General features: G+C 64.2%; 29 protein-coding genes and 1 pseudogene. 10 read left to right on the plus strand and 20 right to left on the minus strand.

Going from position 1 to position 25,653, the window contains the following annotated elements:
- The gene (locus AC5Y42_RS11345; RefSeq protein ID WP_499898188.1) at positions 1–834 is read left to right on the plus strand and encodes an oxidoreductase; all 834 of its coding nucleotides are present in this window, start codon (positions 1–3) and stop codon (positions 832–834) included.
- 8 nt (positions 835–842) lie between these two features.
- On the opposite strand, the gene AC5Y42_RS11350 is transcribed toward AC5Y42_RS11345, so the two are convergent.
- The 10 genes from AC5Y42_RS11350 to AC5Y42_RS11395 form a co-directional block, all read right to left on the minus strand.
- Positions 843–1,976 (minus strand): cytochrome P450, encoded by a 1,134-nt coding sequence (locus AC5Y42_RS11350; protein ID WP_499898639.1) that lies wholly within the window; start codon positions 1,974–1,976, stop codon positions 843–845.
- 32 nt (positions 1,977–2,008) lie between these two features.
- On the minus strand, positions 2,009–3,082 hold the full coding sequence (locus tag AC5Y42_RS11355; protein ID WP_499898190.1) for an NAD(P)H-dependent amine dehydrogenase family protein: 1,074 nt from the start codon (positions 3,080–3,082) through the stop codon (positions 2,009–2,011).
- A complete protein-coding gene (locus AC5Y42_RS11360; RefSeq protein ID WP_499898191.1) occupies positions 3,079–3,504 on the minus strand; it encodes a hypothetical protein in 426 nt (141 codons plus the stop codon). Before AC5Y42_RS11360 ends, AC5Y42_RS11355 begins: the two co-directional genes overlap by 4 nt.
- A 21-nt stretch (positions 3,505–3,525) precedes the next feature.
- The gene (locus AC5Y42_RS11365; protein WP_499898640.1) at positions 3,526–4,131 is read right to left on the minus strand and encodes a hypothetical protein; all 606 of its coding nucleotides are present in this window, start codon (positions 4,129–4,131) and stop codon (positions 3,526–3,528) included.
- Between the two features lie 89 nt (positions 4,132–4,220).
- Positions 4,221–4,349: a hypothetical protein gene (locus AC5Y42_RS11370; RefSeq protein WP_269455137.1), complete on the minus strand. Its 129-nt coding sequence runs from the start codon at positions 4,347–4,349 to the stop codon at positions 4,221–4,223.
- 16 nt (positions 4,350–4,365) lie between these two features.
- Positions 4,366–5,169 (minus strand): CbbQ/NirQ/NorQ/GpvN family protein, encoded by an 804-nt coding sequence (locus tag AC5Y42_RS11375; RefSeq protein WP_499898193.1) that lies wholly within the window; start codon positions 5,167–5,169, stop codon positions 4,366–4,368.
- 23 nt (positions 5,170–5,192) lie between these two features.
- Complete coding sequence (locus AC5Y42_RS11380) at positions 5,193–6,725, minus strand: nitric oxide reductase activation protein NorD (RefSeq protein WP_499898194.1); 1,533 nt, start codon at positions 6,723–6,725, stop codon at positions 5,193–5,195.
- A gap of 180 nt (positions 6,726–6,905) precedes the next feature.
- Positions 6,906–7,508 (minus strand): TetR family transcriptional regulator, encoded by a 603-nt coding sequence (locus AC5Y42_RS11385; protein ID WP_499898195.1) that lies wholly within the window; start codon positions 7,506–7,508, stop codon positions 6,906–6,908.
- 177 nt (positions 7,509–7,685) lie between these two features.
- On the minus strand, positions 7,686–8,333 hold the full coding sequence (locus AC5Y42_RS11390; RefSeq protein ID WP_499898642.1) for a hypothetical protein: 648 nt from the start codon (positions 8,331–8,333) through the stop codon (positions 7,686–7,688).
- 186 nt (positions 8,334–8,519) lie between these two features.
- The gene (locus AC5Y42_RS11395) at positions 8,520–9,131 is read right to left on the minus strand and encodes a TetR/AcrR family transcriptional regulator (protein ID WP_499898197.1); all 612 of its coding nucleotides are present in this window, start codon (positions 9,129–9,131) and stop codon (positions 8,520–8,522) included.
- A gap of 158 nt (positions 9,132–9,289) precedes the next feature.
- On the opposite strand from AC5Y42_RS11395, the gene AC5Y42_RS11400 reads away from it, so the two are divergent.
- Positions 9,290–10,078: an SDR family NAD(P)-dependent oxidoreductase gene (locus AC5Y42_RS11400; RefSeq protein ID WP_499898198.1), complete on the plus strand. Its 789-nt coding sequence runs from the start codon at positions 9,290–9,292 to the stop codon at positions 10,076–10,078.
- Here the strand turns inward: AC5Y42_RS11400 and AC5Y42_RS11405 are convergent.
- Positions 10,075–10,977, minus strand: coding sequence for a hypothetical protein (locus tag AC5Y42_RS11405; RefSeq protein WP_499898200.1), 903 nt, complete (start codon positions 10,975–10,977; stop codon positions 10,075–10,077). The genes AC5Y42_RS11400 and AC5Y42_RS11405 overlap by 4 nt on opposite strands.
- 137 nt (positions 10,978–11,114) lie before the next feature.
- Between AC5Y42_RS11405 and AC5Y42_RS11410 the strand changes: the two genes are divergently transcribed.
- Positions 11,115–12,578, plus strand: a complete 1,464-nt coding sequence (locus AC5Y42_RS11410; RefSeq protein ID WP_499898201.1) for a protein adenylyltransferase SelO — start codon at positions 11,115–11,117, stop codon at positions 12,576–12,578.
- A gap of 22 nt (positions 12,579–12,600) precedes the next feature.
- On the opposite strand, the gene AC5Y42_RS11415 is transcribed toward AC5Y42_RS11410, so the two are convergent.
- Complete coding sequence (locus tag AC5Y42_RS11415) at positions 12,601–13,098, minus strand: hypothetical protein (protein WP_499898643.1); 498 nt, start codon at positions 13,096–13,098, stop codon at positions 12,601–12,603.
- A gap of 253 nt (positions 13,099–13,351) precedes the next feature.
- Here AC5Y42_RS11415 and mbp1 point away from each other — a divergent pair, with 253 nt between their 5' ends.
- From mbp1 to AC5Y42_RS11430, 3 genes are all read left to right on the plus strand, one after another.
- A complete protein-coding gene (gene mbp1 / locus AC5Y42_RS11420; RefSeq protein ID WP_499898202.1) occupies positions 13,352–13,597 on the plus strand; it encodes a microaggregate-binding protein 1 in 246 nt (81 codons plus the stop codon).
- Positions 13,598–13,742: 145 nt separating this feature from the next.
- Complete coding sequence (locus AC5Y42_RS11425; RefSeq protein ID WP_499898204.1) at positions 13,743–14,327, plus strand: hemerythrin domain-containing protein; 585 nt, start codon at positions 13,743–13,745, stop codon at positions 14,325–14,327.
- A gap of 22 nt (positions 14,328–14,349) precedes the next feature.
- The gene (locus AC5Y42_RS11430; protein ID WP_499898206.1) at positions 14,350–14,616 is read left to right on the plus strand and encodes a YdeI/OmpD-associated family protein; all 267 of its coding nucleotides are present in this window, start codon (positions 14,350–14,352) and stop codon (positions 14,614–14,616) included.
- A 7-nt stretch (positions 14,617–14,623) separates the two neighbouring features.
- Here AC5Y42_RS11430 and AC5Y42_RS11435 read toward each other — a convergent pair whose 3' ends face one another.
- From AC5Y42_RS11435 to AC5Y42_RS11445, 3 genes are read right to left on the minus strand one after another with little or no spacing between them, the layout of a single operon-like run.
- Positions 14,624–15,820 (minus strand): cytochrome P450, encoded by a 1,197-nt coding sequence (locus AC5Y42_RS11435; protein WP_499898208.1) that lies wholly within the window; start codon positions 15,818–15,820, stop codon positions 14,624–14,626.
- A gap of 39 nt (positions 15,821–15,859) precedes the next feature.
- A complete protein-coding gene (locus AC5Y42_RS11440) occupies positions 15,860–16,645 on the minus strand; it encodes a spirocyclase AveC family protein (protein ID WP_499898209.1) in 786 nt (261 codons plus the stop codon).
- Positions 16,642–16,764, minus strand: a complete 123-nt coding sequence (locus AC5Y42_RS11445; RefSeq protein ID WP_499898678.1) for a hypothetical protein — start codon at positions 16,762–16,764, stop codon at positions 16,642–16,644. Before AC5Y42_RS11445 ends, AC5Y42_RS11440 begins: the two co-directional genes overlap by 4 nt.
- A gap of 120 nt (positions 16,765–16,884) precedes the next feature.
- On the opposite strand from AC5Y42_RS11445, the gene AC5Y42_RS11450 reads away from it, so the two are divergent.
- Positions 16,885–17,550: a TetR/AcrR family transcriptional regulator gene (locus AC5Y42_RS11450; protein WP_499898210.1), complete on the plus strand. Its 666-nt coding sequence runs from the start codon at positions 16,885–16,887 to the stop codon at positions 17,548–17,550.
- Positions 17,551–17,567: 17 nt separating this feature from the next.
- Here AC5Y42_RS11450 and AC5Y42_RS11455 read toward each other — a convergent pair whose 3' ends face one another.
- The 4 genes from AC5Y42_RS11455 to AC5Y42_RS11470 are packed head-to-tail and all read right to left on the minus strand — an operon-like array spanning position 17,568 to position 22,027.
- Entirely contained in the window at positions 17,568–18,407 is an 840-nt protein-coding gene (locus tag AC5Y42_RS11455; protein ID WP_499898212.1) for an SDR family oxidoreductase, read from the minus strand.
- On the minus strand, positions 18,404–19,534 hold the full coding sequence (locus AC5Y42_RS11460; protein ID WP_499898213.1) for an acyl-CoA dehydrogenase family protein: 1,131 nt from the start codon (positions 19,532–19,534) through the stop codon (positions 18,404–18,406). The genes AC5Y42_RS11455 and AC5Y42_RS11460 overlap by 4 nt, the downstream gene beginning before the upstream one ends.
- Positions 19,535–20,767, minus strand: coding sequence for an acyl-CoA dehydrogenase family protein (locus AC5Y42_RS11465; RefSeq protein ID WP_499898215.1), 1,233 nt, complete (start codon positions 20,765–20,767; stop codon positions 19,535–19,537).
- A gap of 51 nt (positions 20,768–20,818) precedes the next feature.
- Positions 20,819–22,027, minus strand: coding sequence for an FAD-dependent oxidoreductase (locus AC5Y42_RS11470; protein ID WP_499898216.1), 1,209 nt, complete (start codon positions 22,025–22,027; stop codon positions 20,819–20,821).
- An 84-nt stretch (positions 22,028–22,111) separates the two neighbouring features.
- Between AC5Y42_RS11470 and AC5Y42_RS11475 the strand changes: the two genes are divergently transcribed.
- On the plus strand, positions 22,112–22,825 hold the full coding sequence (locus AC5Y42_RS11475) for a VldE C-terminal domain-containing protein (RefSeq protein WP_499898217.1): 714 nt from the start codon (positions 22,112–22,114) through the stop codon (positions 22,823–22,825).
- A gap of 7 nt (positions 22,826–22,832) precedes the next feature.
- Here AC5Y42_RS11475 and AC5Y42_RS11480 read toward each other — a convergent pair.
- Positions 22,833–23,973: pseudogene (locus tag AC5Y42_RS11480) on the minus strand (M20/M25/M40 family metallo-hydrolase).
- A 161-nt stretch (positions 23,974–24,134) separates the two neighbouring features.
- Between AC5Y42_RS11480 and AC5Y42_RS11485 the strand changes: the two are divergent.
- Both AC5Y42_RS11485 and AC5Y42_RS11490 read left to right on the plus strand, forming a co-directional pair.
- Positions 24,135–25,055, plus strand: a complete 921-nt coding sequence (locus AC5Y42_RS11485) for a fructose bisphosphate aldolase (RefSeq protein ID WP_499898218.1) — start codon at positions 24,135–24,137, stop codon at positions 25,053–25,055.
- A 71-nt stretch (positions 25,056–25,126) separates the two neighbouring features.
- On the plus strand, positions 25,127–25,552 hold the full coding sequence (locus tag AC5Y42_RS11490) for a hypothetical protein (protein ID WP_499898220.1): 426 nt from the start codon (positions 25,127–25,129) through the stop codon (positions 25,550–25,552).
- Positions 25,553–25,653 lie beyond the last annotated feature (101 nt).

A 25,653-nucleotide genomic window follows, 5' to 3' on the forward strand; every position in this document is an offset into this window, starting at 1 on the left:
ATGGCCCGCTGGTTGGTTACCGGATGCTCTACCGGCATCGGTCGTGAAATCGCCAGGGCCGCCCTGCGTAACGGCCACCAGGTCGTGGTGACGGCACGGCGCGCCGAAACGGTGGGCGACCTAGTCGACGAGTACGGCGACCGCGCGGTGGCCGTTGCACTCGATGTCACCGACAAGCGCCAAATTGCCGCCGCGGTCACGGCGGCAGACGACAGTTTCGGGGGCGTCGACGTTTTAGTCAACAACGCCGGACACGGTTACCTGTCGGCGGTGGAAGAGGGCGAGGACAGCGAAGTCCGGCGGCTCTTTGACACCAACTACTTTGGCGTGGTCGACACGATCAAGTCGGTCCTGCCGGCCATGCGTGCCCGCGGCTCGGGCCATATCGTGAACATCTCCTCGATGACGGGTCTGGTGGCCAACCCACCCAATGCCTACTATTCGTCGACGAAGTTTGCGCTCGAGGCGTTGACCGAAGCGCTGGCCGCCGAGGTCAAACCGTTGGGCATCAAGGTGACTGCGATCGAACCCGGCGCGTTCCGGACTGACTGGGCGACGCGGTCGATGAAGGAGTCGTCGACCCCGATCGGCGACTACGACGAGAACGTCGGCGCTCGTAAGACGCTCATCAAGGAATTCGCCAACCATTTGCCCGGTGACCCGCGCAAAGTGGCCGACGCGGTGCTGATGGTGACCGCGCTCGACGACCCACCGCTGCGGTTACTGCTGGGACGCGACGTGCTGAAGGCGTTGCGGGAGAAGCTCGCCGCGTTCTCGGCGTCGATTGACGAGTGGGAGCACATCACCCGCGACGTGAACTTCCCCGACGCCTGAGCCGACCGTTAACCTGTCGGATTTTCCCGCGAGAGGATGCGCAGCGGTAACCTCGGCAACGTGCAGGTGGCGGACGGCCATCTGATCTCAGGTCGGTATCCCGATGCAAGCTCGAATTCGGGGATGCGCCTGAGCCATTCGGTGACTACGAGGTTGAGTTCCATCCGTGCCAGATGTGATCCGAGGCAGCGGTGCGGGCCGCCACCGAATCCCCAATGCTTGTGCACCTTGCCGTCCAGCACCACGTCGTCGCCGGATAGCGCATCGCTGCCCTCGCGGTTGATCGCGCCCAGGCACAGCCGCACCTCTGCGCCCGCCGGCAACCTGACGCCGGCGACGGTCACCGGCTGGGTAGTCACTCGTCCCACCACCGGCGCGGGCGGCTCGAGTCGGATCATCTCCTCGACGAACATCGGTACCTGATCCGGCTTTTCACACAGCTTCTCGCGTAAGCCGGGGCGCCGCGCCAATTCCAGCATCGCAGCGCCGATCGCCGAGGTCACGGTGTCCAGGCCGGCAAGAATGAACACGAACGAGAGTCCGATCGCCTCGGCGTCGGTGAGCGGCTCGTCGCCCCGCAGGATCTGCGAGAGAATGCCGCTGCCGGGGTGTTGGCGTTGAACCTCGACCGCGTCGGTGAGGTAGGTGTACAAATTGACCGCCGGCGCCAAATCGACACTCTCCGGATCGGTTTCCAGTCCGAGCCCGATGATGGCGTCTTTCCATTCGATGAGCTGTTCACGATCCTCGAGCGGCAGTCCGAACAAGGTGAGGAAGACTTGCGACGGGTATGGCGTGGCCAGATCAGCCATCACCTCGCACTCCCGTCGATCAGCGATCTGCGCAATGATGTCGGCCGCCTGCGCCTGTAGCGCGGGCAGCAGCGCACCGAGCGTCTGGGGGCTGAAGAACGGATGCAGAATCCGGCGGAACCGGGTGTGTTCCGGCGGGTCGAAGGCCAGCGGAACCAACGGCACCGGGCTGATCATCGCGTCGAAGGATCGCTTCGACGAGAACAGGGCCGGATCGCGCAGAGCCGCAAGCACATCCTCCCGACGAGTGAGGATGTACCAGCCGTCGCCGTAGAGAACGGGCCCGCTGTCGCGCAGCTTGGCCCATCCCGTCCCGCGGTCGAACGACATCGGCAGGTCTGCATAGGACACTTGGGGAGCAGTCAACGTCCCGACCCTCGTGACAGCACGCCGCGGCCCACGATCGTGGGTAGATCGAGGAACGTGCGTATCCCAGGGTCCGCCGCGCAGACTGGTGCGATCGCGTGCACCGCATGCATGGCCGTGCCCAGGCAGCCCTGGTCGGTGTCGTCCTCGTCGTGGATCGCGATGCGCGACTCCAACACCATCGACGGAAGCCCCTCAACGGTGACTTTCCAGCCCCGCCCATTCGGCCAATGGCGCGCCTGGTCGGCGCCCAGGCGGGTGATGTGCTCGACGGTCAGCGCCGCACGACCCTCGATGATCGCGCTGTAGGCGAAGCGCTGCGCAGAGACGGTGCCGGCTTCGATACGGCCGGCGGTGATGTCGATCGGTGTGTCAGTGACGGCGACCTCTCGCTCCCAGAGGTAATCGTCGATGGTCGCGCCGAGCCCGTCGGCCAACAGCATCAGCGGAGCCTTGAACGACAAGCCCCCGATCGCCGACTCGTCCATCGGGACCCGCTCGTTGGGATCCTTGCCGAACCCCATCACGTCGAACAACACGAACGGAACGTTGTAGGTGGTGTAGTCCATCAGCTCCTGCACCCGCAGCGAGTCGACCCGGCGGAACAGGCCCGACATGGTCAGCGGCAGGACTTCGGCGGCCCATCCCGGTTCGATGCCGGTGCCGTGGAATGAGGTCTGTCCCTTATCGCAGGCTGCTTCGAGCCGTTCGACCACTTCGTCGCTGCTGCTTTCCGGGTAGATCCATGCGGTTACCGCCGTCGACACGACGTTCTTGCCGGAGGCCAGCAGCCGGCACACGTCGTCGAGGGCGGTCGACGGATTCCACTCGCCCTGCGCCATGTAGAGCACGCAGTCGGCGTCGAGCGCAAAGATCTGCTCGGGGTCTTTGGTGGCGGTGACGCCTATCTCGCCGAGGCCGCAGATCTCGCCGACGTCGCGGCCGGCCTTGGCGTCGGTGTAGACCAGCGCCCCGACTAGTTCAAGATCGGGGTGGTCATGGACGGCCGCGACGGCATGGCTGCCGACGTTGCCGGTGGCCCATTGAACGACTCTGAGTCGCTTGGTCATGGGCTCGGCGAGTTGTGCTGCTCGGCGGCCTGTCGCGCCAACCGATCCTGGTGGATGCGGACGAGTTCGCGGAACCCGAGCCGGTGGTACTTCGGAATTGGCTGGATGCCCCACTGGTCCTGTGCGGTGTCCTTGCCTTCGGCGCCTTCGGGCGGCCCGAAGGGCGGGTAGGGGAACTTGCACTCCAGCGTGTCGTCGGAGTACCGGACCTTCAGCAGTTCGCTGCAGATCTCGGTGAGGCTCAGCGTCGGGTAGCCGTAATACACGGCCATGAAGGGCAGCGTGAACGCACCCTCGATGACCAGTGCGACCAGGCAGACCAGCACGGCCCGTTTGATCCAGGTGTGCATCCGCGCGTAATAGGGTGTGGTCCCCGGCGGCAGGTCATTGGCCGGGTCTTTTTCCTCGGTCGGTGCGTTCACAGTCGTGCTCCTCGAATCTGTTCAGTCGGAGAAGATTTCGCGGTTGACCGTGTGTAGATACGGGATCGCCAGGAAGGGGGTGATGTAGAAGATGTCGTAGAGCCACCAGCCGATGACCGGGAACACCACGCCGGCGTAGCGCACGTCGGCGAACATCGTCATGTTGAACACGTAGCCGCACCAGATCACCACGCCCATCCAGCAGGTGATGATCATCCACTGGTGGCCCCAGCGCTTCATCTGCAAGAACCCGATCGCGGCCGCGACCCGCATCGAGAACACGGTGAGGATCAGCCCGGCGACCCAGGCCTTCTCCCCCGGCCCGGCCGACCCACCGACCCACAGCTCGTTGTAGTGCCAGAAGTAGCCCGCATCGAACATGTTGCCCCAGCCGACCATCAGCACCCGGTTGATCAGGGTGTGGTTGGCGATCAGGTCAAGGGCCCACCCCAGACTGTTCAGACATCCGTCGATCAACACCAAATAGCCGATCAGCGTGACGATCATGGGCCGAACCGACAGGCCGGCGCGCAGGGCCTGGCGCTGCAGCCATACGCCGCGCATGAAGATGGGAAAGCCGATAAGGCCTGGCACCCACATGCCCATCAAGGCAGCGCCGATGATCATCCATTTGTCGGCCCGGCGCTGAGCCCGCCGCGACTCGTCGTGGTGGTCCTCGAGACTGGTCGACGCGTTGGCGGTGGTCAATGGTGAGTTCACAATTGCCACCAGCCCCGGGCGAACGACATGTAGAGCTGAATGAGGAACATCGTCAGCAAGTAGCCGTAGATGACGACCTGAAGAATGATCAGCGCTCGCTTGCGTTTCCGCTCTTGTTGGTCCATGCCGGACAATCCCTTCCTAGCTCGGTGCGCTTGAGGCGTCTGGGGCGGCCAGGCTGGCTGCTGCGACTTCACCTAATCCGTCGGTGATGGCTCCATCGGTGCTCAGCGGCGCGAGAATGCACGCATCCGCCGCCTCCAATTCAGTTGCGCCGGCGGCGATTAGCTGTGCGGCATTGACCAGCACCCTGGTGGAGGGCGGCTCGAAGTGGAACGCATCGTCTGCGGAGCGGATCGCGACCGCGCAGCCCACCAGCCGCCGAGCGGTGGGCCATGCGACACCGGTTTCGGCGACGATCACCTCGGCCTCGCGCTCAGGCGGCAAATACTGCATGCCGAGGGTGACAAACCGTTGCCGGAACGAGGGTTTGAGCTCCTTGAGCGAGCTGCGGTAGGCGGGATTGTACGAACACACGAGCATGAATTCTTCGGGTGCTGTTACCACCTCCCCGGCCCGGTCCAGGTACAGGGATCGGCGGTGATCGGTCAGCGAATGCAGGATGGCCAGCGAGTCATGGCGCGCCTCGACGACCTCATCCAGATAGCAGATCGCGCCCGCCTTGACCGCTCTGGTCAATGGCCCGTCGGTCCACACGACGTCGCCGCCGGTCACCATGAATCGGCCGACGAGGTCGGAACTGGTCAGGTCGTCGTGGCAGCTGATGGTGACGACCGGTCGCCGCAGCAGCACACCCATGTGCTCGACGAACCTCGTCTTGCCGCACCCGGTGGGCCCGGTAAGCATTACCGGAATACGGCGATGGAATGCCTGCTCGAACAACTGGACTTCGTTGCCGCTGGCGAGATAGGTGTCGGTGGTCATGGGTTCCTTCACGTGGTGAGCGGTTATGCGGCGACGAGTTCGCGATGGACGTGGGCTAATACGCGGGGCAGCTCTTCGACTCGTTTGATGCGTTGCGACCGGCGTGGTCCGAACACTTCGGGGAGGGGATCGACCCGGGTAGGTCCGACTCCGACGTAGTACACCGAGACGCCGGCGTCGTTGGCTTCCTCGACGGCGTGCGCGGCATCGGCCCAGGCGTAGCGGCCTTCATAACCCTCATCGGAGATCAAGCCGTCGCCGATGACGATCAGTAGGCGCCGCTCGGAGGGCTGCGCCAAAAGCCGGCTCGTCAAATGGCGCAACGGGGCTCCCAGCCTGGTGTAGCCGCTGGTGGTCAGGCCCAGCCGGCTGGGTGGCACGAACCGGCGATCGGCGAAATCCTTCAGGCAGCGCACTTCGACCCGGTGACGGGTGTTACCGGTGAACACGAAGACGCCGTGCCGCTCGCGGGCAACCGTCATCGCGCGCGAAAGCGCGTCGGCACAGGCTAGTTCGAGTCGAAATACCCGACCGCCGTGCACTCCTAGTGAGGAGCTGCCGTCGAGCAACAGCGCCGTGGTGACATCGCGGCTAGAGGGCAGCAATTCGCGGAAGATGCGGGGTTCGGACACCTCGCCGGTGGACAAGTCGAGATAGTGGCGAACGTATTGGTCGACATCGATGTCGGACCCGTCTTCCAGGTGGCTGGTCATCGCGCGATGAGTGTGCTCCTGGAACCACCTGCGCAGGTCTGCACCGATGGGTACCTGATCGGCCGTGCGCCGGGTATCGACGCGTTCCAGCACCGCGACATGTTCGCGCATAAAGCTTTTCGTCCACGCGTTCCACTCGGGGTAGGGGATGCCCGGCCGGTGCTGTGGAGTGGTGTCGAAATCGTTGTCCTGCGGCCGGCTCGGCGGCGGAAGATTGGGGTTGCGAACACCGCCGTCGCCGCCCACGGGCACGGAATACGGTCGCGGCAGCCGCTTTTGCGTCGTGGTCCACGGCATTCTGCCGAAGCTGCGCCGCAACTTGTCGGACAGTCGCTGCGGCGTGGTGTAAGCCAGTGGCAACGTGCCCAGCAAGGGGTGCACCGTCAGGCTCTGCTCCTGACACGCCATCGCGATAGCGCGGCTGAGCATCTGCTGGGCGTCCATGTCGCCGGCCACCGCCTCCACATCGGGTAGCAGTCGCCGTATTTCGGTCAACAGGCCCGGCCAGCGCGACGCGATCCATCCGACGGCGACGCCGGCCTCGACGAGCGTGAGCGCCCGAAGTTCGCGTGCCGACAACTCGTTCAGCCGGTACTCGGTCAGGCGATCTTTCGACGGCGCGCATTGAAAGGCGATGCCGCAGGTCATGGTTCGGCGTGTCCAGTCGTCGGTGATCGACGGATATGGAACGTGGACGAAAGTCAGGGTCGCGTTCAAGCCGAAACTTCGCTTCTCCCCGGTCACCAGTCGCACGCCTTCGCGACGGCGTTCACTCAACGCCACCGCGGTCACGGCGCAACTGCGTTCGATCGCCATCGCGGCGGCGTCAGGTAGCTCAGGCATTGAGTGCTTCCCGGCTCAGAAGGTGCCGATGTTGGAGAACATCCAGTACCAGAACCAAATGATCAGTCCGGTCCCTCCCCAAGCGGCGACGTAGCGAAGGATCTCCCAGAGCATCGCCATTTCCAGACCTCCTTGTTGATGGGCGGTGAACAAGCGGATGTGTCAGCGGTGCGCGTAGTGTCATCGGATCTCCAGTCCGCGCACCGCAGAAGCGACCAGGTCGTCGAGCATCGTGTCGCGGGCCTGTGGATCGTGCGTTGTGGTCAGCACGCCGTAGACGCCGAGCAGGAAAAAGATCGCGCTGTAGAACGCATCGACCTCCGGATGGACCTCACCATCGCTGCGCACCCGCTCGATGTGGCGGACCAGCAACACGATCACCGGGTGATCGGTCCATTCATCTGTCTGAGGTCGTGACGGCGAAAAGTGCAGGGCCAGCAGCTCTTTGAAGAGTATGGCACCTAATTGCCGTTCAATTCCTTTGACCAGGCGTATTACCTCGGTCAGCGGTGCGGTGAGATCGACGGCGGTGTCCAGGAACCCAGCCAACTGGGTGGCAATTCGGCTCTCCTCCCGACACTCCAACTCGAGCAGGACGTGCTCTTTCGACGGGAAGTGAAAATAGAAGGTGCCGTGCGCGACGCCCGCAGTGGCCACGATTGCGCCGACGTCCGCGTCGGCCATGCCTGAGCGCTTGAACTCGGTGATTGCCGCATCCAGGATGCGCTGCCGGGTCTGCAGTCGGCGCAGTTCGCGTGCGCACGTCTTGACCCGCGGAGCCATGCCTTGTCTTTGTAGTCGCATCACTGACTTAAGTCAATGATATGAGTCAACGAAGCGGACGGCCGGCGACGGCGCGCTAGCGGCTTTCAGTGCGTATCCAGGGCGGAAATTCGACGAAAATTTCGCCCACGATTCACGCTCGAAGCCAACGATTCACACTCGACGAGGACGTCGACCTCAGTCCGAAAAGATCTCGCGGTTGACCGTGTGCAGATACGGGATCGCCAGGAAGGGGGTGATGTAGAAAATGTCGTAGAGCCACCATCCAATGACCGGCAGCACTACCCCCGCGAAGCGCACGTCGGCGAACATCGTCATGTTGAACACGTAGCCGCACCAGATCACCACGCCCATCCAGCAGGTGATGATCATCCACTGGTGGCCCCAGCGCTTCATCTGCAAGAACCCGATGCCGGCGGCGATCCGCATCGTGAAGACGGTTAGAATCAATCCAACCTCCCACGCCTTTTCGCCCGGACCCGCGGCGCCGCCGAGCCACAGCTCGTTGTAGTGCCAGAAGTAGCCTGCGTCGAACATGTTGCCCCAACCGTTCAGCAGCACACGGGCCAATAAGGTGTGGTTGGCGACCAGGTCGAGGGCCCATCCCACGGTGTTGATCGCGGCGTCGATGATGACGAGATAGCCGAGCAGGGTGACCAGCAGCGGCCGCACCGACAGCCCGTCGCGCTGTGCGCGGCGCAGCAACCACACCCCGCGTAAAAACAGGGGCAGCCCGAAGATGCCCAGCGCCGCAGTGCCGATCAGCAGGCTGCCGGAGATCAGCCACTTGTCGGCCCGGCGCTGCGCGAGTTGCGATTCCGCCATGTGTTCGTCGAACGACAGTCCGCGGGAAGAAGGTGCCGTCGAAACCGAGGCCGTGGGCTGGTTGCCGGTATCGCGCTGGATCAGCTTGAACAGGTTCACCAACCCTCCTCGTCGGAGCCGCCCGGACAGGCGGGTCCAACATAACAAAACTGACTGCAGTCACCAAGAGCGAAGGCAGCCGCTCGGTCAGCCCGACCGCGACGGCGCCATGCTGCGTAACGTCCTGGCCACGTAGTCATCGAGTAGCGCGCGCCGTGTCGGCCAGTCGTGCGTGGTGATCAAAAGCGCGTAAAGACCCAACAAGAAGAACACCGCGCTGTTCATCGCGTCGACGTCCGGATCGGTCTCGCCGCGCTGGCGAGCATCCTCGATTTCCTGCGCCACCAAAACGATCACGGGATGATCCCGGCCGTCCTCGGTAGGTGGACGGGTCTGCGAAAAGTGCAGTGCTAAAAAGTCTTTGAACAGCATGTCACCGAGCCGGCGCTCCAATCCCATCACCAGGCGCACGGCCTCGTTCAAAACGGCAGCAAGATCGGACTGCGCTTTCAGGAATTGCGCCAACTGTTTGACGATGCGGTCTTCTTCACGCCGCTCCAACTCCAGCAGCACATGCTCCTTGGTGGGAAAGTGGAAAAAGAACGTGCCGTGAGCCACCCCGGCAGCTGTCACAATGGTGCTGACATCGGCCTCGGCCATCCCTGAGCGCTTGAACTCCGCGACGGCGGCGCCCATCAGTCGCTCCCTGGTCTGCAAGCGTTTCGCGTCACGCGCAGACAGCCCGTCCGTCACTGCCATCCTTATCCCTCTATGTGGTCCTATGGAGAGATTAGCTTCTCGAGCACGCCTATTGGGTTGCCGGCCGTCCGCGCGATCTGGGCCGGTCGGGTCGATCCGACATCGGGTTCGTCCGCACATCATTGACTAGAGTCAGTCAACGTGGCTTAGATGAAGCGATGGCATTGGAGCAGTTCCGGCTGGACGGACAGGTCGCGATCGTCACGGGGGCCGGGCGCGGCGTGGGGGCGGGCATCGCCAGGGTGTTGGCGGAGGCGGGTGCCGCGGTCGTCGGCACTGCGCGCACCGAGTCGCAGATCAACCAGACAATCGGCGACATCGAGCACGCCGGCGGCAACGGGCTGGCACTCGTGGCAGACGCGATGAACCGCGCGGATAGCAAGCGCGTCGTGGAAACCACCATGGAGCGCTTCGGCCGCATCGACATCCTGGTCAACAATGTCGGTGGGTCCACCTACGCACGGTTTCTGGACATCACCGATGACGACTTCAGGCACACCTTCGATTGGTGTGTGACATCGGCGTTCATGATGAGTCAGCTGGTGGCGCCGCACATGCTGAGCGCCGGGCACGGCTCCATCGTCAACATTTCGTCGGGCTCTGCCCGGTTCGGCATTCGCGCGCTGACCGCCTACTGCGTCGCCAAAGGCGGCCTGGAGGCACTCACCCGGGCGATGGCGCAAGAACTTGCGCCCAAGGTTCGGGTCAACGCCATCGCCCTTGGCTCGTTCGCCACCGACGGACTGCAAGGAAGCCTGGACCTGATGCCCGGATCACTGGAGAAGATGCAAGAGCTCACCCCGCTGCATCGCCTCGGCGACGTCGAAGACCTGGGGCGGCTCACGGTGTATCTGTGCACGCGCGACTGCTATGCCACCAACGCCACGTTTCACGTCGACGGCGGTATCGACTCGAACAACTCCCCGCTGCCGATTCCCGACTACTAAGAGCTGTTCTGCTCCAGACCGGTTCGCAGCAGATCCCAGGCGAGCCCGCGAGCTTCGGTGGCTCGGGTATGCAGCAGGCCCTGCACTGAGGTGATGGAATCCGGTTGCGGTGCATGACCTTCGATGACCGCGTTGTGCAGGTCTTCGGCTACCTCGACCGCCATCAGAGCCGCGTCGCTGACACGCTTGAGCGCGTGATGCAAACTGTCGTCTTCGATCAGCAGGCGAGCACTACGCAGCTCCACCGAAAAATCGTTGACGACTTGGGCGATCTGATCGAAGATCGGGCTCATCAAGCGCTGCCTCTCGTCGCGGTCCTCGATATCCAGGACATCCGAGCCCTGTTCCCACAGCGTTGCCAGCTTTTGGGTGTGTGTGCCCACCGCGCGGGAGACCTCGATCATGGCTTGCTTCTGGAGTTGATTGCGCAGCTGGGCTCGCTCGACGCGAGCCAGCTCCCGCTGAGCTTCCATGTCGGCGCGGTGCAACTCCCGCTGTGCATCGATCTCGGTCCGGTGCAGAGTGCGCGTCAGGTCCAGTTCACGAGCCCATCGTTCCTCGGCGGTGGCGAGTTCCATCCGCACTCGCTCGACGGCTTCGTCCGCGTTCTGCCTGGCCTGACGCTGAACGCTGCTGGTCTGCCACAACGACACCAGGGCGACGCCACAAACCGCGGCGCCGAAAAACCACTCCGCCCTGGTTCCCAGCTCGCCGGGACTGAGAAAGATGAACCAGCCGATAGCCAAACTTCCAGCGAAACCGCAGGTCAACCAACCGATTTCGCGCCATCCCCGCGGCGTGAACCCCCGCGGGGCGGGCCGAATGGGCATCATCGCTTGCGTTGCCTCGGCGGAGTTGCTGACATCGCTTACTTCGTCGCGCTCCAGCAGTCCGGTCATCGTCACCTCCCGATTGCTTCAGCCTCCCCGACGCAGATTTCAGCCTAAAGGTCTGGGCGCCCGGGTGGGGAGCGTGCCGAAGCCGCCCGCGCTGTTGCGAGCGGTTACCCGCGCGGCTTCTCCGTACCCTCGGTGGGGTGAGCGTTGCACCCGAAACCAGCATCGTCCTGGCGGACCGCTTCTCCCGCGACCTACCGGAGATGGCAGTCCGCTGGACGGCTCAGGAGGTTCGGCAGCCGCGGCTGCTCGTGCTCAACCAGCCCTTGGCCACTGAACTGGGTTTCGACAATTCCTGGCTGCGCGGCCCAGACGGGCTGAAGTTTCTGGTCGGCAACCTAGTGCCCGCCGGCGCCGAGCCCGTCGCGCAGGCCTACGCCGGACACCAATTCGGCGGATTTGTCCCGCGTCTGGGCGATGGTCGCGCGTTGCTGCTCGGCGAGCGCGTCGACATCAACGGCAGCCACCGCGACCTGCACCTCAAGGGATCCGGAGCCACGCCCTTCGCCCGCGGCGGTGACGGCCTGGCCGCGGTCGGTCCGATGCTGCGCGAGTACGTCGTCAGCGAGGCGATGCACGCTCTGGGTGTCCCCACCACCCGATCCCTGGCTGTCGTGGCGACGGGGCACCCAGTGCAACGGGAGACACTGCTGCCCGGAGCGGTGCTCTGCCGCGTGGCGAGCAGCCACCTGCGGGTGGGCAGTTTCCAGTACGCCGCGATCGCCGGAGACGCCGACTTACTGCGCCGCCTCGCCGATCACGCGATCAGCCGGCATTACCCGGACGCCGCGCAGGCCCATCAGCCCTACCTCGCATTGTTGGATGCGGTGGTCGCCGCTCAGGCGTCGCTGGTCGCGCGCTGGATGCTGGTCGGGTTCGTGCACGGGGTGATGAATACCGACAACATGACGATTTCAGGCGAAACCATCGACTATGGGCCCTGCGCCTTCATGGAGGCTTACGACCCGGCCACGGTGTTCAGCTCGATCGACTTCTGGGGCCGCTACGCCTACGGCAATCAGCCCGCCATGGCCGAGTGGAATCTCGGCGCGTTCGCGGAAGCACTTCTTCCACTATTCGCCGACGATCGGGAGCAAGCCGTCGCGCTCGCAATGGATTTTCTCGGAAGTTTCCGGCAGCGCTACGACGCTGCCTGGTCGGCGGGCATGCGGGCCAAGCTGGGGCTGACCGACGACATTGCCGAGGACGTGGCGGCGCAACTGGTCAATGAGCTGCTGGGGCTGCTGCAGTCCAGCCACGTCGACTACACCTTGTTTTTCCGCCGGCTGGGCCGAGCGCCCGGCGGCGACGTGGAGCCCACACGCGGACTGTTCCTCGATCTCGCCGGGTTCGACGCGTGGTTGACGCGTTGGCTGTCGCTGGGTCCGGACGCGGCAACGATGAACCGGGTCAACCCGGTCTACATTCCCCGCAACCACCTCGTCGAGGAGGCCCTCGCCGCGGCAACCGACGGCGATGTGCAGCCGGTCGAACAAGTCCTCACCGCAGTGACCGCCCCCTATGACGAGCGGCCCGGTCTCGAACGCTACGCCGAGCCGGCGCCGGACGACTTCGGCGCCTATCAGACCTTTTGCGGCACCTGAGGTTTGGGCGGGCCGGTGCCGGCTAGCCGCCGACCTCAGCGGGCAATGGTGGCGGCAACGGCGTGGACGGCGTTGCGGGTGCGGGTGCTGACGTCGCGGGCGCCGGGGGCGTTTGCGCGCCGTGGAAGTCCACCATCGGTTCGTCGCGGATCACGTGGTCGGCGGCGCTGACGACCAAAGAGCTCGCTGTGACCGTGTAGTCGATACCGTCGTTTTCCGCGACGAATTTTCCGTCGCCGGACTGGGAGGCCGGGCGGATCAGGGTTGCCCCGTCGCGCACCCGCACGCCGCGGTACTCGTATTGGCCGCCCGGTGTTTTGCAGATCGCGACCCGCGAGGTCTCAGTGCTGCCGAACACCACCGTCGAGTCCGGCGCGGTGCACCGCGCGGTGGAGTCGAGGTAGCCCTGGGCGTCGGTGGCGGGCGCCGCACTGGCCGACGGCACCGGGATTGTCAGCAACGCTGCCCCCGCCGCGGCGGCGACGGCTGAGCGGAGGTTGGAAATCCCGGCGGACAACATCGGTTTCCACCAGACCACGGCGGCCCACGTTGCGTGCGGCGCCACGCCGAGCCAGGGCGATTTCTGCGAAAAGGAGTATTCGCCAATGGCTGTGACATCAGTCACCGGCGGGTCTAATTTCGACAGCTCAACTCGGTTGGCGTGCCGCTGCCGACCAACCTGTCCGGTTTGCCGAGGTTTGCGTTGCTCGCCCTGCGGGAACTGAATCGCCTGAGACGGTCGAATGCCGTCGAGCTACGACATTGGAGGAAATGTGGCGGACAAGAGCGGACCTGGGGAAGCCATCAGGGGCGTCGTCGAAGGCGCCAAGGGATTGGCCAAAGAAGCCGTCGGCGCGGTGACCGGCAATGACGAACTGGTCGATGAGGCGAAGGCTCAGCAGGACAAGGCCGAAGCCCAACGAAACGCGGCGCGCAAGGAAGCCGAAGCCGACGCGGCCCGCGGTAGCGCGAAGGCCGCCGAACAGCGACAGAAGGCCAACCAGGACAACAACGACTAACACCTCGGCAGAATGGGCCCAGCTGGATTACCGCTGGGCCCATTCTCGTATTTGGTGCCGGATTCAGCGGTGGAGTGGAAGCGGGTTGACTAGCTTGCCGGCGTGGGACACGCTGACCGCGAGACGTAACGGTTAAGGGGTCGCGATGGCTGACATCACCATGCTGATCCTCGCCGACCATGACTGGTTCCGCGAACGGTTCGCCAAGCTGGATTATCTGCAAGCACAGACACCAGTCGACCGGGCGGCACTCGAGCAGGTTTGGCGTCCGCTGGCCGACAAGCTCGATCTCCACGCCTACATCGAAGAAAAGCTCTTTTACCCGCAACTGCTGACGCGCGGCGCCGATGATCCCGAAGGGGAGACGTTGGATGCCATCGGTGATCACAACGACATTCGCGACGGTGTGCGGGCTGCCAACGGGTGCCGCATCGGCTCTGAGGAGTGGTGGGCAGCGGTCGGACGCACCCGAGTAGCCAACGATGATCACATGGGCGAAGAAGAGCGGGAAGGGCTCTCCGACTTTCGTCGTCACGCCCCGATCGGTCTTCGTGAGGCACTCGGCCGGCAATACAGCGAGTTCATGTCCTCGCATGCAACCACGAAGGGCGTGCCAATCGTTGATCGCGACCCGGAAAGCTACGTCGAGGACGTCGAGCGCACCGCGCAGCCCAAATCATCGAAGCGCACCGACTTTTCGCTTCAGATCGGCAGCCTGAAGGGCACATGAGCGTAGCGGTTACGCTGTCCCCGTGAGCAGCAAGCAAGTGGCCGGCGGAGTGGTGCACAAGCTACCGGCAGACCTGCGCGAGGCGCTGACCGTCAACTCCACGGCACTTGCTGCTTGGAACGACATCACGCCGTTGGCGCGCAACGAGTTCATCTGCTGGGTCGAGGACGCCAAGCAGGCGAAGACGCGTGAACGCCGGATCCGCCGGACCCAGGAGGAACTGGAAGAGGGCAAGCGCCGGCCCTGCTGCTGGCCGGGCTGCAAACACCGCGAACGCAACGGCAGATAACGCGGGGCTACCCGGTCTTGACGGGCAGGTGCGCCCAACCTCGCACACTGGACGTGTGGGCCATGGCCGCGTTGTCGTAGTCGACTTCCCAGTCGGTCCATCGTTTGAGGACCTCTTCGAAGGCGACCCGGGCTTCGAGCCGGGCCAACGCCGAGCCGAGACAAAAATGCAGTCCCCGCCCAAAACTCAGATGCCCGCCCTCTCGGTGGATGTCATAGCGATCGGGATCGGTGAAGCGTGTTTCGTCGCGATTAGCTGACCCGTTGAGCAACAACATGTAGGACCCCTCGGACACGACGTGGCCGTACAGTTCGGTGTCGCACGCGACGTAACGCGCCTGCACCGGTGACGGCGCCTGGTAGCGCAATGTCTCTTCCACCGCGGAGGCAATCAGCGACGGTTCGGCAACGAGTTCGCGTCGTTGATCGGGGTGCTCGCCGAGCAGCTGTCCCATGAAACCGATCAGCCGAGCGGTGGTTTCGTTGCCGGCGCCGGCGATCATCGCGGTGTACGCCAGGACTTCGGTGCGGTCGAGCGGGCGCAGCGATCCGTCTTGGTCTTCAATCTGTGCGTTGAGTAGATCTGTCATCAGATCATCGGAGGGATGCGTCGCCCGCCAGTCGATGTATTCAGCGAACATCGTGATCGCATCTTCGAAGATGGTCGGGCTGATGTCTCCCTGCTGGCGGTCGACAGCTATGCGCTCGTTGTTGCGATCGCGAATCAGCTGTTGCCCGTCCTCAGGAATGCCCAGCAGGTAGCCGATCGTGTGCATCGGCATGATCGCACCGAGATCGGCGACGAAGTCAAATCCGTCCCGATCACGAAGCGGATCCAATGCACGCGAACAGAAGTCACGCACCAACCCTTCGACGGCCAGCATTCGGCGCGGGGTGAAAACTCCCGACAACAAGCGTCGGTGCAAGTCGTGCAGCGGTGGATCCTCGAACAGCAAAATCCCCGGCGGCACTTCGATGCCACTGAACAGGATGTCGGCGGTCGTGCCGCGGCCGGACCGATAGGTCTGCCAATCGGGCAGCGCCCGGACGACGTCGTCATAGCGACTCAGCGCATAGAAGTTGTACTTGTCGTTGAAGTACAGCGGCGCCTCGGCACGCAACCGCTGCCAAATCGGGTAGGGATCGTCGTCGATGTCGAAGTCGAACGGGTCGTAGTACAGCTCGGCGGTCGGGTTGGTGATCACTGATCCCTTCTCCTTGCTTTGAACCACACCTGGGCGTCCCTACCGCGGTTGGTTTTCTACCCCTGGGAACAGCGGCGCTGTCGGTCCTGCGGTTACCCAGCCGCCCAGCTTCGTGGCGAGGTGGGGCGCGAAAACCGCTCCGTAGAGCAGGTTCCCGACGACGACGACAGCAACGATGGACAGCACCGACGATTGCAGGCGGCCCTTCGCCCGCTTGTCGGCCCACATCTCGATGACATTTCGTCCCTCGGAATCCGTGCGTCCGAGCAGGTAGGTGAAGACCATCATCTGCACGCCCATCGCTAGGGAGTCGTAAATCGGGTATTGGTGCTTGGTCCCCTCCGACATCGCAAGCCCCGGGATCACATAGCCATAGTGGAAGATGCCCAGCCGCGCCCCCAGGATCGCGTTGAACAGGAACGCCCAGCAGAAGCCGACGATGAGACCAACGGTGAGCAGCGTGAATGGCCTGCGCCAGTGGAACTTTGCGCTCAGCCACCGTCCGGCTGCGGCACCGATGACGGCCGGCAGCACGAAGTAGGAGATGTAGCCGATGGGAACGGACGAGGGCAACCCACCCCACGTCATATTCAACGGCCACCACGAGGGCATGCGCGGCAGCGCGGGCGGGAACTGCGCGTACATCGCCCAGTCATAGGGCGCTTCGATCCACGAGAATGCGATCGCCGAGATGCTGAGCAACAGGAGCGGGTGCACGCGGCGGCGACGCACGCTCAGGTACACACCGATTGCGAGGAAGCCAATGCCCCCGATGTAGGCGAAGGCAAGGCCCGCCTTCAACAGCGGGGTCAGCTCGAGACTCACCTGTCGCCCTGTTGGCTCGCAGCGCGGCGTGCTTCCGGATCGAAGAAGCTCACCAAGCCGAACACCAGCACGATCAGTCCGAACAGTGTGCCGAGCATGATGACTGCACCCACCGCCACGCCCTTTCCGGTACCAACGCTGCGCCGTACAGATAGTGGACACTATCTTAAAAATCCGGCGATGGCGACTATCTTCAGAGCCGTCAACCGCCGAGCCGCCGGCCCGAGGAGTGAACACCCGTGCCCCAGCGCCCTGCCGCCAAGAAGCCGACTGCCGCCGAGCCGCCGGCCCGCGCTGCGCGCCGGCCCCGCGGCGCACCGCGGACGCTGCTGCTCGATGCAGCTCGTGATCTCTTCGCCCGCCGGGACTACCGCAGCACGACGACGCGCGAGATCGCCGAAGCCGCGGGTGTCACAGAGCATCTGCTCTTCCGTCACTTCGGTTCGAAAGCGGGTCTGTTCCGGGAGGCCCTGGTGCTACCTTTCACCGACTTCGTCGATGAATTCGGCAGGACGTGGCAATCGGTGGTGCCCGAAGAGACCGACGAGGAGGAACTGGCGCGGCATTTCGTCGGGCACCTTTACGACGTGCTGGTGGAACACCGCGGACTGCTGCTGACGCTGCTTGCCTCCGAAACGCTCGGCGACGAGGAAATCGCCGACTCCGGTATTGCCGACATCGGACGGGCGCTAAGGGTGCTCGGTCAGATCAGCGCGGAGGGCATGCACCTCCGTGGGATGCGCTCCAGCCAGCCGGACCTACCGGCCCACTCGACGGTGGCGATGATCGCCGGCATGGCGGCATTACGTTCGACCTACTTCGGCACCACTCCGCCGTCGCGCGAAGCCATCGTCGACGAACTCGTCCAAGCGACTCTGCATGGCTTCCTGCACCGACACGACTGAAATCATTATCTTGCGGTTCAACCGTTTTCGGCGGCTACCCTGGCTCGCGCCTGCATCGAGGCGACCACGCCGCCGTCGCTGAGGATATCGGTGCCGGTGAGGTAGCCGGCTTTGTCACTCGCACAGAAGGCGAGCAGCTCGGCCATCTCTTCGGGCTTGCCCCACCGCGGCACTGCGGCGTCGGCCACCAGCGCGCCGGCTCCGGCTTGCTCCTCGAGCCGGCCCATCTCGGTGTCGATGGAACCGGGGGAAACCGAAACGATGCGGATGCCGCGGCCGTTGAATCTTTCGGCCTGGAAGGTGGAGTACCACCGGACGAAGTTCTTGCTGATCGCGTACGCCAGACCCGAGCGGGCTTCCTCGGGGACGATGCTGCACACCGACGTCATTTCCGCCATGAAACGGGCTTGGTCTTTCAGTGCCAGCGGGAAATGCTGTGTCGGGACGAGGTTCTCGGGCAACAAGTGGGCGGCCATCGATGCCACGTTGACGATTGCGGAGCCTTCACCGGACATTTGGTAAAAGGCCTCGTTGACGTTCAGCGTGCCGATCGCGTTGGTCCGCATGACGTAGTCGGCATCACCCATGCTGGGGCTAACCCCGGCAGTGTGGATCACCGAGGCGACCACCCCGAGGCCGGATGCGATGTCGAGTAGCTCGGTGACCGCCTGTCGGTCCGTGACGTCACAGTTGGCGATCCTGGCCGTGATTCCGAGGTCTTTCAACCCGCCGGCCGCGGCCTCCAGCCGGTCCTGTCTGACGTCGCAAAGCACGAGGGTGCGTTCTCGGCCGACGATCTTGGCCGTGGCCACACCCATGCCGCCCCCACCGCCGGTGATTACCGCTACTTGATTCATAGGTGCGCCTTGGTTAGCTCGGCGTATCTGGTGATGTGCTGATCGGTGGTTCCGAACTCGTACTGAATCGCGGTGAGCCGCTTGAAGTAGTGCCCGATCGCCAGCTCCTCGGTCATCCCCATTCCACCGTGCAGCTGCACGGCTTGCTGGCCGATGAACCGTGCCGCCCGGCCGACGGTGGCTTTGGCGGCCGACACTGCGCGGGCGCGGGTCGCCTCGTCGGCCTCGAGTTTGAGGATCGCGAGATAGACCGCGGCGACGGACTGCTCGAGCTCCATGTACATGTCGACCATTCGGTGCTGCAGTACCTGAAAGCTCCCGATCGGCTGCCCGAACTGCTGGCGCTGTTTGCAGTATTCGACGGTGTCCGCCAAGACTTTTCGCATGCAGCCCACCGCTTCGGAGCAGATCGCCGCGGCGCCCTCGTCGCGCGCCCTGGCCAAGGATGGCCCTGCCTGGTCCGGTTCGCCGAGTAGCGACTCCGCCGGCAGCCGCAGCTCGCTGAATGTGATGTCGGCCGCGCGGCGGTCGTCGATGGTTCGATACGAATGAACCTCGATACCGGCTGAGCCGATATCGGTGAGGAACAACGAGATTCCGTCGGCGCCCGGTGTGCGGGCGGTGACCAGCAAGTGCGTTGCCAGCGGGGCAGCCACGACCATGATCTTGGAGCCGGTCAGAACCCAGCCCTCACCGTCGGGTTCGGCCTGCGTCGACACCTCTTGCCAGCGATCACCTGAGTCCGGTTCGACGGCGGCTAACGCCACAACAGCGGTGCCGGCAATGACCTTCCTTAGCACCTCGATCGCCGCCTGGCCGCCGGCACGGCGCAACAGTCCGCCGGCAACGACGACCGTGTCCACATACGGTTCGACCACCAGGGCATGGCCCAGTGCCTCGCTGATGATCATGAGTTCCACTGGGCCGCCGCCGATTCCGCCGACGTCTTCGGGCAGAGTGGCCCCCAGAATGCCCAACTCGGTCGCAAAGCCGCGCCAGATGCCGGGCTGCCAACCGGCGACGGTCTTAGCGGCTTCGCGGCTCTTGTCCAGGTTGTACCGAGCGGTAAGAAACTTCGCGAGCCCGTCGCGCAGCAGTTCCTGCTCGTTGGTCAGATTGAAGTCCATCTACAGTCCCAGTGCCGCCTTGGCGAGGATGTTCCGCTGAATTTCGTTGCTGCCGGCGTAGATCGAGCCAGCCCGGTCGTTGAAGTATCGCAGCGCTGCCACGGCCTGCCACGGCTCACCGGTCTGGTATCCGTCGGCGGGTGGTTCGAACTCGGCGATCGGACCGCCCGGCGCAGTCACGTGCGGCTGGTAGGCCCGGCCGCGCGGTCCGGCCGCCTCCAGCGCGAGTTCGGTGAGTGCCTGACTGAGTTCGGTGCCCAGAATCTTGAGCATCGACGACGCTGCACCGGGGTTCCGGCCCCCGGCCGCCGCGGCGAGCACCCGGTATTCGAGAATCTCCAACACCTCGGCACGAATCCGCGCGTCAGCCAGTTTGCGCGCAAAGGCGTGATCGTCGGCCAGGCGTCCGGCGCCCGCACCGGGCAGGTGCTGGGCCGCTTTACCGATTTCCTCGGCCGCCACTTGCAGCGCGGGTGCTACCGCGCCGCCGCCGCGCTCGAATTCGAGAAGATACTTTGCAACCGTCCAGCCGCTGTCGATCTCACCGATGACGTTGGCTTTGGGCACCCGCACCTCGTCGAAGAACACTTGGTTTTGGATCTGTTCGCCCGAGGTCATCACCAGGGGGCGAATCTCGATGCCGGCTGAGGTCATGTCGATCAGTACGAACGTGATGCCCTGCTGCTTCTTCTCCATGCGGGAGGTGCGCACCAGCGCGAACATCCAATTGGCCTCGGCGGCATGGGTGGTCCAGATCTTGCTGCCGGTACACACCAAATCGTCGCCGTCGGCGATGGCCGCCATCGACAGCGCGGCCAGATCCGACCCCGCCTCGGGCTCGGAGTATCCCTGGCAGAAGAACACCTCACCGGTCAGGATCCGCGGCAGGAAGTAGCTCTTCTGCGCCTCGGTTCCGTACGCGATGATGGCGTGCGCGACCATCCGAATCCCCATCGGGGACAACGACGGTGCACCCGCCAGCGTCGATTCGCGGCTGAAAATGTAGTGCTGGGTGAGACTCCAGTCGCAGCCGCCGTATTCGACCGGCCATGCCGGCGCGGCCCAGCCCCGTTCGTGCAGAATCGCCTGCCACGCCATGCTCGCGTCGTGCTCGGCGTAGACGCTGGTCATCAACCGGCCGGCCCGCCGCAACTCCGGAGTGAGCTTCTCGTCGAGAAACTGCCGGACCTCATCGCGAAATGCCCGCTCCTCCGTTGACCACTGCAGATCCATGAGTTTCCCGGCCGCGACGTCGTATCCGTGTGATGTCGGCGTGAGTTTAGCTCAGGCCGCGTGGACGTCCGGGGTGCGCACATGCTCAGGGCGGAAGCCCCGTCCGACGACGATCGGCGGAATGAACTGCAGCGGGCCTCGGCCAACGATCTTCGGGACACGGATCGGGGACAGGTCCCCGGTCAGATAAGGCTGGACCACTCGATCCTGGATGACCACTTGACCGGCCTGAATGATCCGGGCCGGCAGTTCCCGTCGCCGCTGCACTTTGGCGAGGTCGGCATCGGTCACCCGGTTTTCGCGCAGCGGGCCGCAGAGGATGTTGGCGGCGGCCACCGCATCGGCAACAGCGAGGTTGATGCCGACCCCGCCGGCCGGTGACATCGCGTGCGCGGCATCGCCGATGCACAGCAAGCCGGTACGCCACCAAGTCCTGAGCCGGTCCACCCGGACGTCGAGGTGGCTGGTGTCCGCCCAGGAACGGAGGTCGTCGACATGCTCACGCAGGTGCGGTTGTGCCGACACCAAGCGTTCTTTGAAAGCCTCCAGCGAGCCGTCCCGCGGTTTTGACCCCTTGGGCATCAAGTGGGCGACCTGCCAGTAGTCACCCCGGTAGATCATGGCCATCAGTAAGCCCTTTCGAAGGATGCCGTAGAGCTCCTCGGGATCGCCGGGACGCCATTTCAGCCGGAACCATAAGACGTCCATCGGGGAATGCGTGCTGGCGATCTCCAATCCCGCTGCGGCGCGCACCGTGGACGTGCGCCCGTCCGCGCCGACCACCAGCTCGGCGTGCACCTCCAAGTCCGGCGTGCGCACCCCGACTATTCGATCTCGATCGAAGATCAGGTCTTCGACCTCAGCGTTGCGGATCAGGGTGAATTCCGGGTAGGCAGCGGCCTTTTCGGCAAGGAAGTCGAGGAAGTCCCACTGCGGCATCAAGGCGATGTAGGGCTGCTTGAAGCCGAGCCATTTCAGGGCGCGGAAGTTGCCGAAAGTGCGAATCGAGCCGTCGGTGTCGAAAGCGACCCGGTCGATCTTGGTGTGCGGCAGACGCAGAAACTCGTCGGCAAAACCCAACTCGTCCACGATTCGCAACGTCGTCGGATGCACGGTGTCGCCACGGAAGTCGCGCAGAAAGTCATTGTGCTTCTCCAACACGACAACCGGAATTCCAGCTCGGGCAAGCAGGAGGGCGTGCACCAGGCCGGCCGGGCCGCCGCCGGCCACGCATACCGTGGTCTTAATAACTCGTGTCATGGTCTGACAGTACTGTTCGTCGGTCGCAATCGTCCCGCTGTCTTATCTGGCGACTTGTGATCGCGAAGATTGCCACGGCGCGTCATGTGGCGCACTACAGTGCTTTGCGTGGGCGGACGTCTGTTAGCTAACCAGCGGGGCCGATGGCTGGCCCTGGCGGGCTCACTCGTCGTCTTCGGCGCAATGCTGTATGCCCAAGGGACAGAGGCTCCGTGCTGCGCTCAGTCATCGGCGATCGCACACACAGACGCCGAACCTGCACATGGCGCCCCGCCCGCCGCCAGCCACTCAGAGCCGCACATCGCCACTGCCGCTGAGGTCAGCTCGCTGGCGGCCAGCGCGCCCGCCGCTGCCCAGCAATTCGAGTTCGACTTACCCGCCGGCATTGCGCCGGAACAGGGCCTGCAGGTCAAGACCATCTGGGCGGCCCGTGCCATCAGCGTGCTGTTTCCACAGATCACCACCATCGGTGGCTACCGGCAGGATCCCTTGCAATGGCATCCCAACGGGTTGGCGATCGACGTGATGATCCCGAACCATCACACACCCGAAGGTATCGAGCTCGGCAACCAGATCGCCGGGTATGCGTTGGCGAATGCCAGACGGTGGGGTGTGCTCCACGTGATCTGGAGGCAGAAGTTCTACCCGGGCATCGGCGCGCCGAGCTGGACGGCAGACTACGGCTCGGAAACCCTCAACCATTACGACCACGTTCATATCGCCACGAACGGCGGCGGATATCCGACCGGGCACGAAACCTATTCGATCGGATCGATGAGTCCTGCCCCGTCGCAGTGACGGTGCTCTAGCGGTTCTCATCCGCAGACTTCAGCACAAAGTCCACGATGATGTCCGCCATGGCGTCAATTGCGCTGCGGGCGATGACTTCATAACCGTGGGTGCTCAGCGTAGGCAGACACAACAATCCCGCGCGTGGTGTCAGCCCGGCAGCCTTGGCGTGGGAGGCATCGGTTTCGAACGCGCCTAACACCGCGGCCTGCGGCTGCAGCCCACGGTCGGTGGCAATCGTCATCAGCCGGTCGGCGATGTCCTTGTCGTAGACACATAAGGCGTCGCTATAGCCGACGATGGGCCCGCCGGTGACGCTGGTCGCGTACTCCTGCTCGGTAGGCCCGACCTCAGAGCGAGGGTGAGATTGCCCGGCAGCGCGGCGCTGGCGTAGGTGCCACCCACCCCGCCGATCTCCTCGTTGGTGGTGAACACGAGATAGACGTCGTCGACGGGTCGCTGGCCGGCCTTGCGCAGCAGGCGAGCGGCGCGCAGCAGGGCGGTCACCGCGGCGCGGTCGTCGAGGAAGTAGGCGCCGACATAGTCGCCGAACTCGACCAGTGTTCTCTTGCTCCGGTCGACGCACACCCGGGTGCCGGCGCGGACCCCGGCGGCGGCCAGCTCATCGGTGCTGCGGCCGGTGAAGACACAGACATGCTGCCAATCCAGCGCCGTGTCGCCCTGATCGGGTTTGGTTTCCCAGATCCGCGGGCTCTCCTTGGGGTGTGTTCGGAGCCGAGCGTGAGCACCGCGGTAAGGGTCTCGTGGGCGCCGAGCACAGCCACCGGCCCGAGCCCGAAGTTGCCCGGATACATCGTCCCCAACTGCGTCAGGTGCAGCGAACCGTCGGATTCGACCCGCTTGACGAGCATGGCCAGTTCGTCCATATGGGCCATGACTCGCGTCGCGGCGGTGGGTCCAGCGGTCGAAGCCAACCGGTGACGGTGCTGGTGCGCCGCAGCCTCGTCGTCCGAACCTTGGGCGGCGCCGATGTAGCCGACCAGGTTTCCGGCGTCGTCGGTCCACATGTCGTCGACGAGGGGTTGCAGCTCGCGGGCGCACACGGCGCGCACCGCCTCTTCGTGCCCGCACGGCCCGTAGGCCAACAGCAGTTCTTGCAGCAGGCCTGCGGTGGAGTCGTCGTCGGACTGTGCCATCAGTTCCCTTTCGGCTACTGCAACGGTATAGGTGCCGCGGCCCGCGCAGAGGGAAGGCGGTTTGCGCGGCTCTCGCAAGTGGTAGCCGCAAATGCGGCGGCAGGCCATGCTAGAAGGTGGGGCCGCACGCATTCGGCCGGCACCCGCGGGGGTCGCGTCAGATGGCCCGATGCAGGAACGAAGGAAGGACTGCTGTGAACGAAGAGCAACGCAACAAGATGGAGTCAGGGCAGGGCTTCATCGCTGCGCTGGACCAGAGCGGTGGCAGCACCCCTAAAGCTTTGAAGCTGTACGGCGTTGCGGACGACGCGTACGACAACGAAGAGCAGATGTTCAATCTCATCCACGAGATGCGTGAGCGGCTGATGGCAAGTCCGAGCTTCTCCGGCGACAAAGTTCTGGCGACCATCCTGTTCGAGCAGACCATGGACCGCAGCATCAACGGCGAAGACACCGCGGCGTTCCTGTGGAAGCAGAAGCACGTCGTCCCGTTCGTGAAGGTCGACCAAGGGCTCAGCGATGTCGAAAACGGTGTGCAGCTGATGAAGCCGATGACCAAGCTCGACTCGCTGCTGGATCGGGCCGTTGCCAAGGGCATCTTCGGCACCAAAATGCGTTCGTTCGTCCAAGAGCCGAACGAGCAGGGCATCAAGGCCATCGTCGAGCAGCAGTTCGAGTATGGGCACAAGATCATCGAGCGTGGGCTGATGCCGATCCTGGAGCCCGAGGTGAGCATCAAATGCCCCGATAAGGCCCAAGCGGACAGCCTGCTGGTGGAAGCGCTGCACGCAAAGCTCGACGAGTTGGCAGGAGATGTGCGGGTGATGCTCAAGCTGACGTTGCCGGACGAAAACAACCTCTATACGCCGTTGATCGAGCATCCCCGAGTTCTGCGGGTGGTCGCGTTGTCCGGCGGCTACAGCCTCGCCGAAAGTTGCACGATCCTGGCCGAATGTCACCACCTCATCGCGAGCTTCTCCCGAGCGCTGACCGAGGGCCTGACTGTTGACCAGAGCGACGCGGAATTCGACGAGAAGCTCGGATCGAATATCGAGGAGATTTACACGGCCTCACTCACGTAACCGGCCGCTAGTGGGCCCGATCGTTCTAGGTGCGTGATGCTAAGTTCGACGGCGAAGCGAGGGAGCGGAACATGGAGTCGGTTTTATTTGGCTTTCTGACCGTAGTCACCCTTGCACTGTCGCTGGTGTTCGCCGCCTTTGCTGCTGTGTACGTGAGACGGCTGGCGGACCGAGCGCCTACTGCGATCGGCGACGAAATTGGCAGCGCCAAAGCCGTTCTGCGTAAGGTGCGCAAACGCGAAGCAATGTCGACCGATGAATTGGCCTACGCGAAGCAAGTGGCCGCTGCTCGCGGCTCCCTGATGGCGTTGTGCATCCCGGGCGCTTTGTTCATGGTCGGATGCTTTTATGTGTTCGGCAGTCTGTACCACTTGCATGGAGCCGCGCCGTCTGAGCGGACATTTCTCGGGGTGTTTCCCATGTTGGCGTCCATGAACTTCACGGCTCAGATTCTCCGCAGCGCAAGGTTGAAACGGCGTCTGCAGAATACCCGTTGACGCACGCCAAGGCATCTGGCGCGGCCACCAGCAGGCGGACCTGTCCATTGGGCACATGACCGTCTACTATTTGCGTTGGCGCGCGAGCCCGGCAGTTGGGA

The sequence above is a fragment of the Mycobacterium sp. NGS48 genome (assembly GCF_059812585.1).

Coding starts and splice junctions, on each gene's coding strand:
- AC5Y42_RS11345 (WP_499898188.1), top strand. CDS start 1: ATGGCCCGCTGGTTGGTTACCGGATGCTCTACCGGCATCGGTCGTGAA.
- AC5Y42_RS11350 (WP_499898639.1), bottom strand. CDS start 1,976: ATGTCGTTCGACCGCGGGACGGGATGGGCCAAGCTGCGCGACAGCGGG.
- AC5Y42_RS11355 (WP_499898190.1), bottom strand. CDS start 3,082: ATGACCAAGCGACTCAGAGTCGTTCAATGGGCCACCGGCAACGTCGGC.
- AC5Y42_RS11365 (WP_499898640.1), bottom strand. CDS start 4,131: ATGATCATCGGCGCTGCCTTGATGGGCATGTGGGTGCCAGGCCTTATC.
- AC5Y42_RS11370 (WP_269455137.1), bottom strand. CDS start 4,349: ATGGACCAACAAGAGCGGAAACGCAAGCGAGCGCTGATCATTCTTCAG.
- AC5Y42_RS11375 (WP_499898193.1), bottom strand. CDS start 5,169: ATGACCACCGACACCTATCTCGCCAGCGGCAACGAAGTCCAGTTGTTC.
- AC5Y42_RS11380 (WP_499898194.1), bottom strand. CDS start 6,725: ATGCCTGAGCTACCTGACGCCGCCGCGATGGCGATCGAACGCAGTTGC.
- AC5Y42_RS11385 (WP_499898195.1), bottom strand. CDS start 7,508: ATGGCTCCGCGGGTCAAGACGTGCGCACGCGAACTGCGCCGACTGCAG.
- AC5Y42_RS11390 (WP_499898642.1), bottom strand. CDS start 8,333: ATGGCGGAATCGCAACTCGCGCAGCGCCGGGCCGACAAGTGGCTGATC.
- AC5Y42_RS11395 (WP_499898197.1), bottom strand. CDS start 9,131: ATGGCAGTGACGGACGGGCTGTCTGCGCGTGACGCGAAACGCTTGCAG.
- AC5Y42_RS11400 (WP_499898198.1), top strand. CDS start 9,290: ATGGCATTGGAGCAGTTCCGGCTGGACGGACAGGTCGCGATCGTCACG.
- AC5Y42_RS11405 (WP_499898200.1), bottom strand. CDS start 10,977: ATGACCGGACTGCTGGAGCGCGACGAAGTAAGCGATGTCAGCAACTCC.
- AC5Y42_RS11415 (WP_499898643.1), bottom strand. CDS start 13,098: ATGTTGTCCGCCGGGATTTCCAACCTCCGCTCAGCCGTCGCCGCCGCG.
- AC5Y42_RS11425 (WP_499898204.1), top strand. CDS start 13,743: ATGGCTGACATCACCATGCTGATCCTCGCCGACCATGACTGGTTCCGC.
- AC5Y42_RS11455 (WP_499898212.1), bottom strand. CDS start 18,407: ATGAATCAAGTAGCGGTAATCACCGGCGGTGGGGGCGGCATGGGTGTG.
- AC5Y42_RS11460 (WP_499898213.1), bottom strand. CDS start 19,534: ATGGACTTCAATCTGACCAACGAGCAGGAACTGCTGCGCGACGGGCTC.
- AC5Y42_RS11465 (WP_499898215.1), bottom strand. CDS start 20,767: ATGGATCTGCAGTGGTCAACGGAGGAGCGGGCATTTCGCGATGAGGTC.
- AC5Y42_RS11470 (WP_499898216.1), bottom strand. CDS start 22,027: ATGACACGAGTTATTAAGACCACGGTATGCGTGGCCGGCGGCGGCCCG.
- AC5Y42_RS11475 (WP_499898217.1), top strand. CDS start 22,112: ATGTGGCGCACTACAGTGCTTTGCGTGGGCGGACGTCTGTTAGCTAAC.
- AC5Y42_RS11485 (WP_499898218.1), top strand. CDS start 24,135: ATGGCCCGATGCAGGAACGAAGGAAGGACTGCTGTGAACGAAGAGCAA.
- AC5Y42_RS11490 (WP_499898220.1), top strand. CDS start 25,127: ATGGAGTCGGTTTTATTTGGCTTTCTGACCGTAGTCACCCTTGCACTG.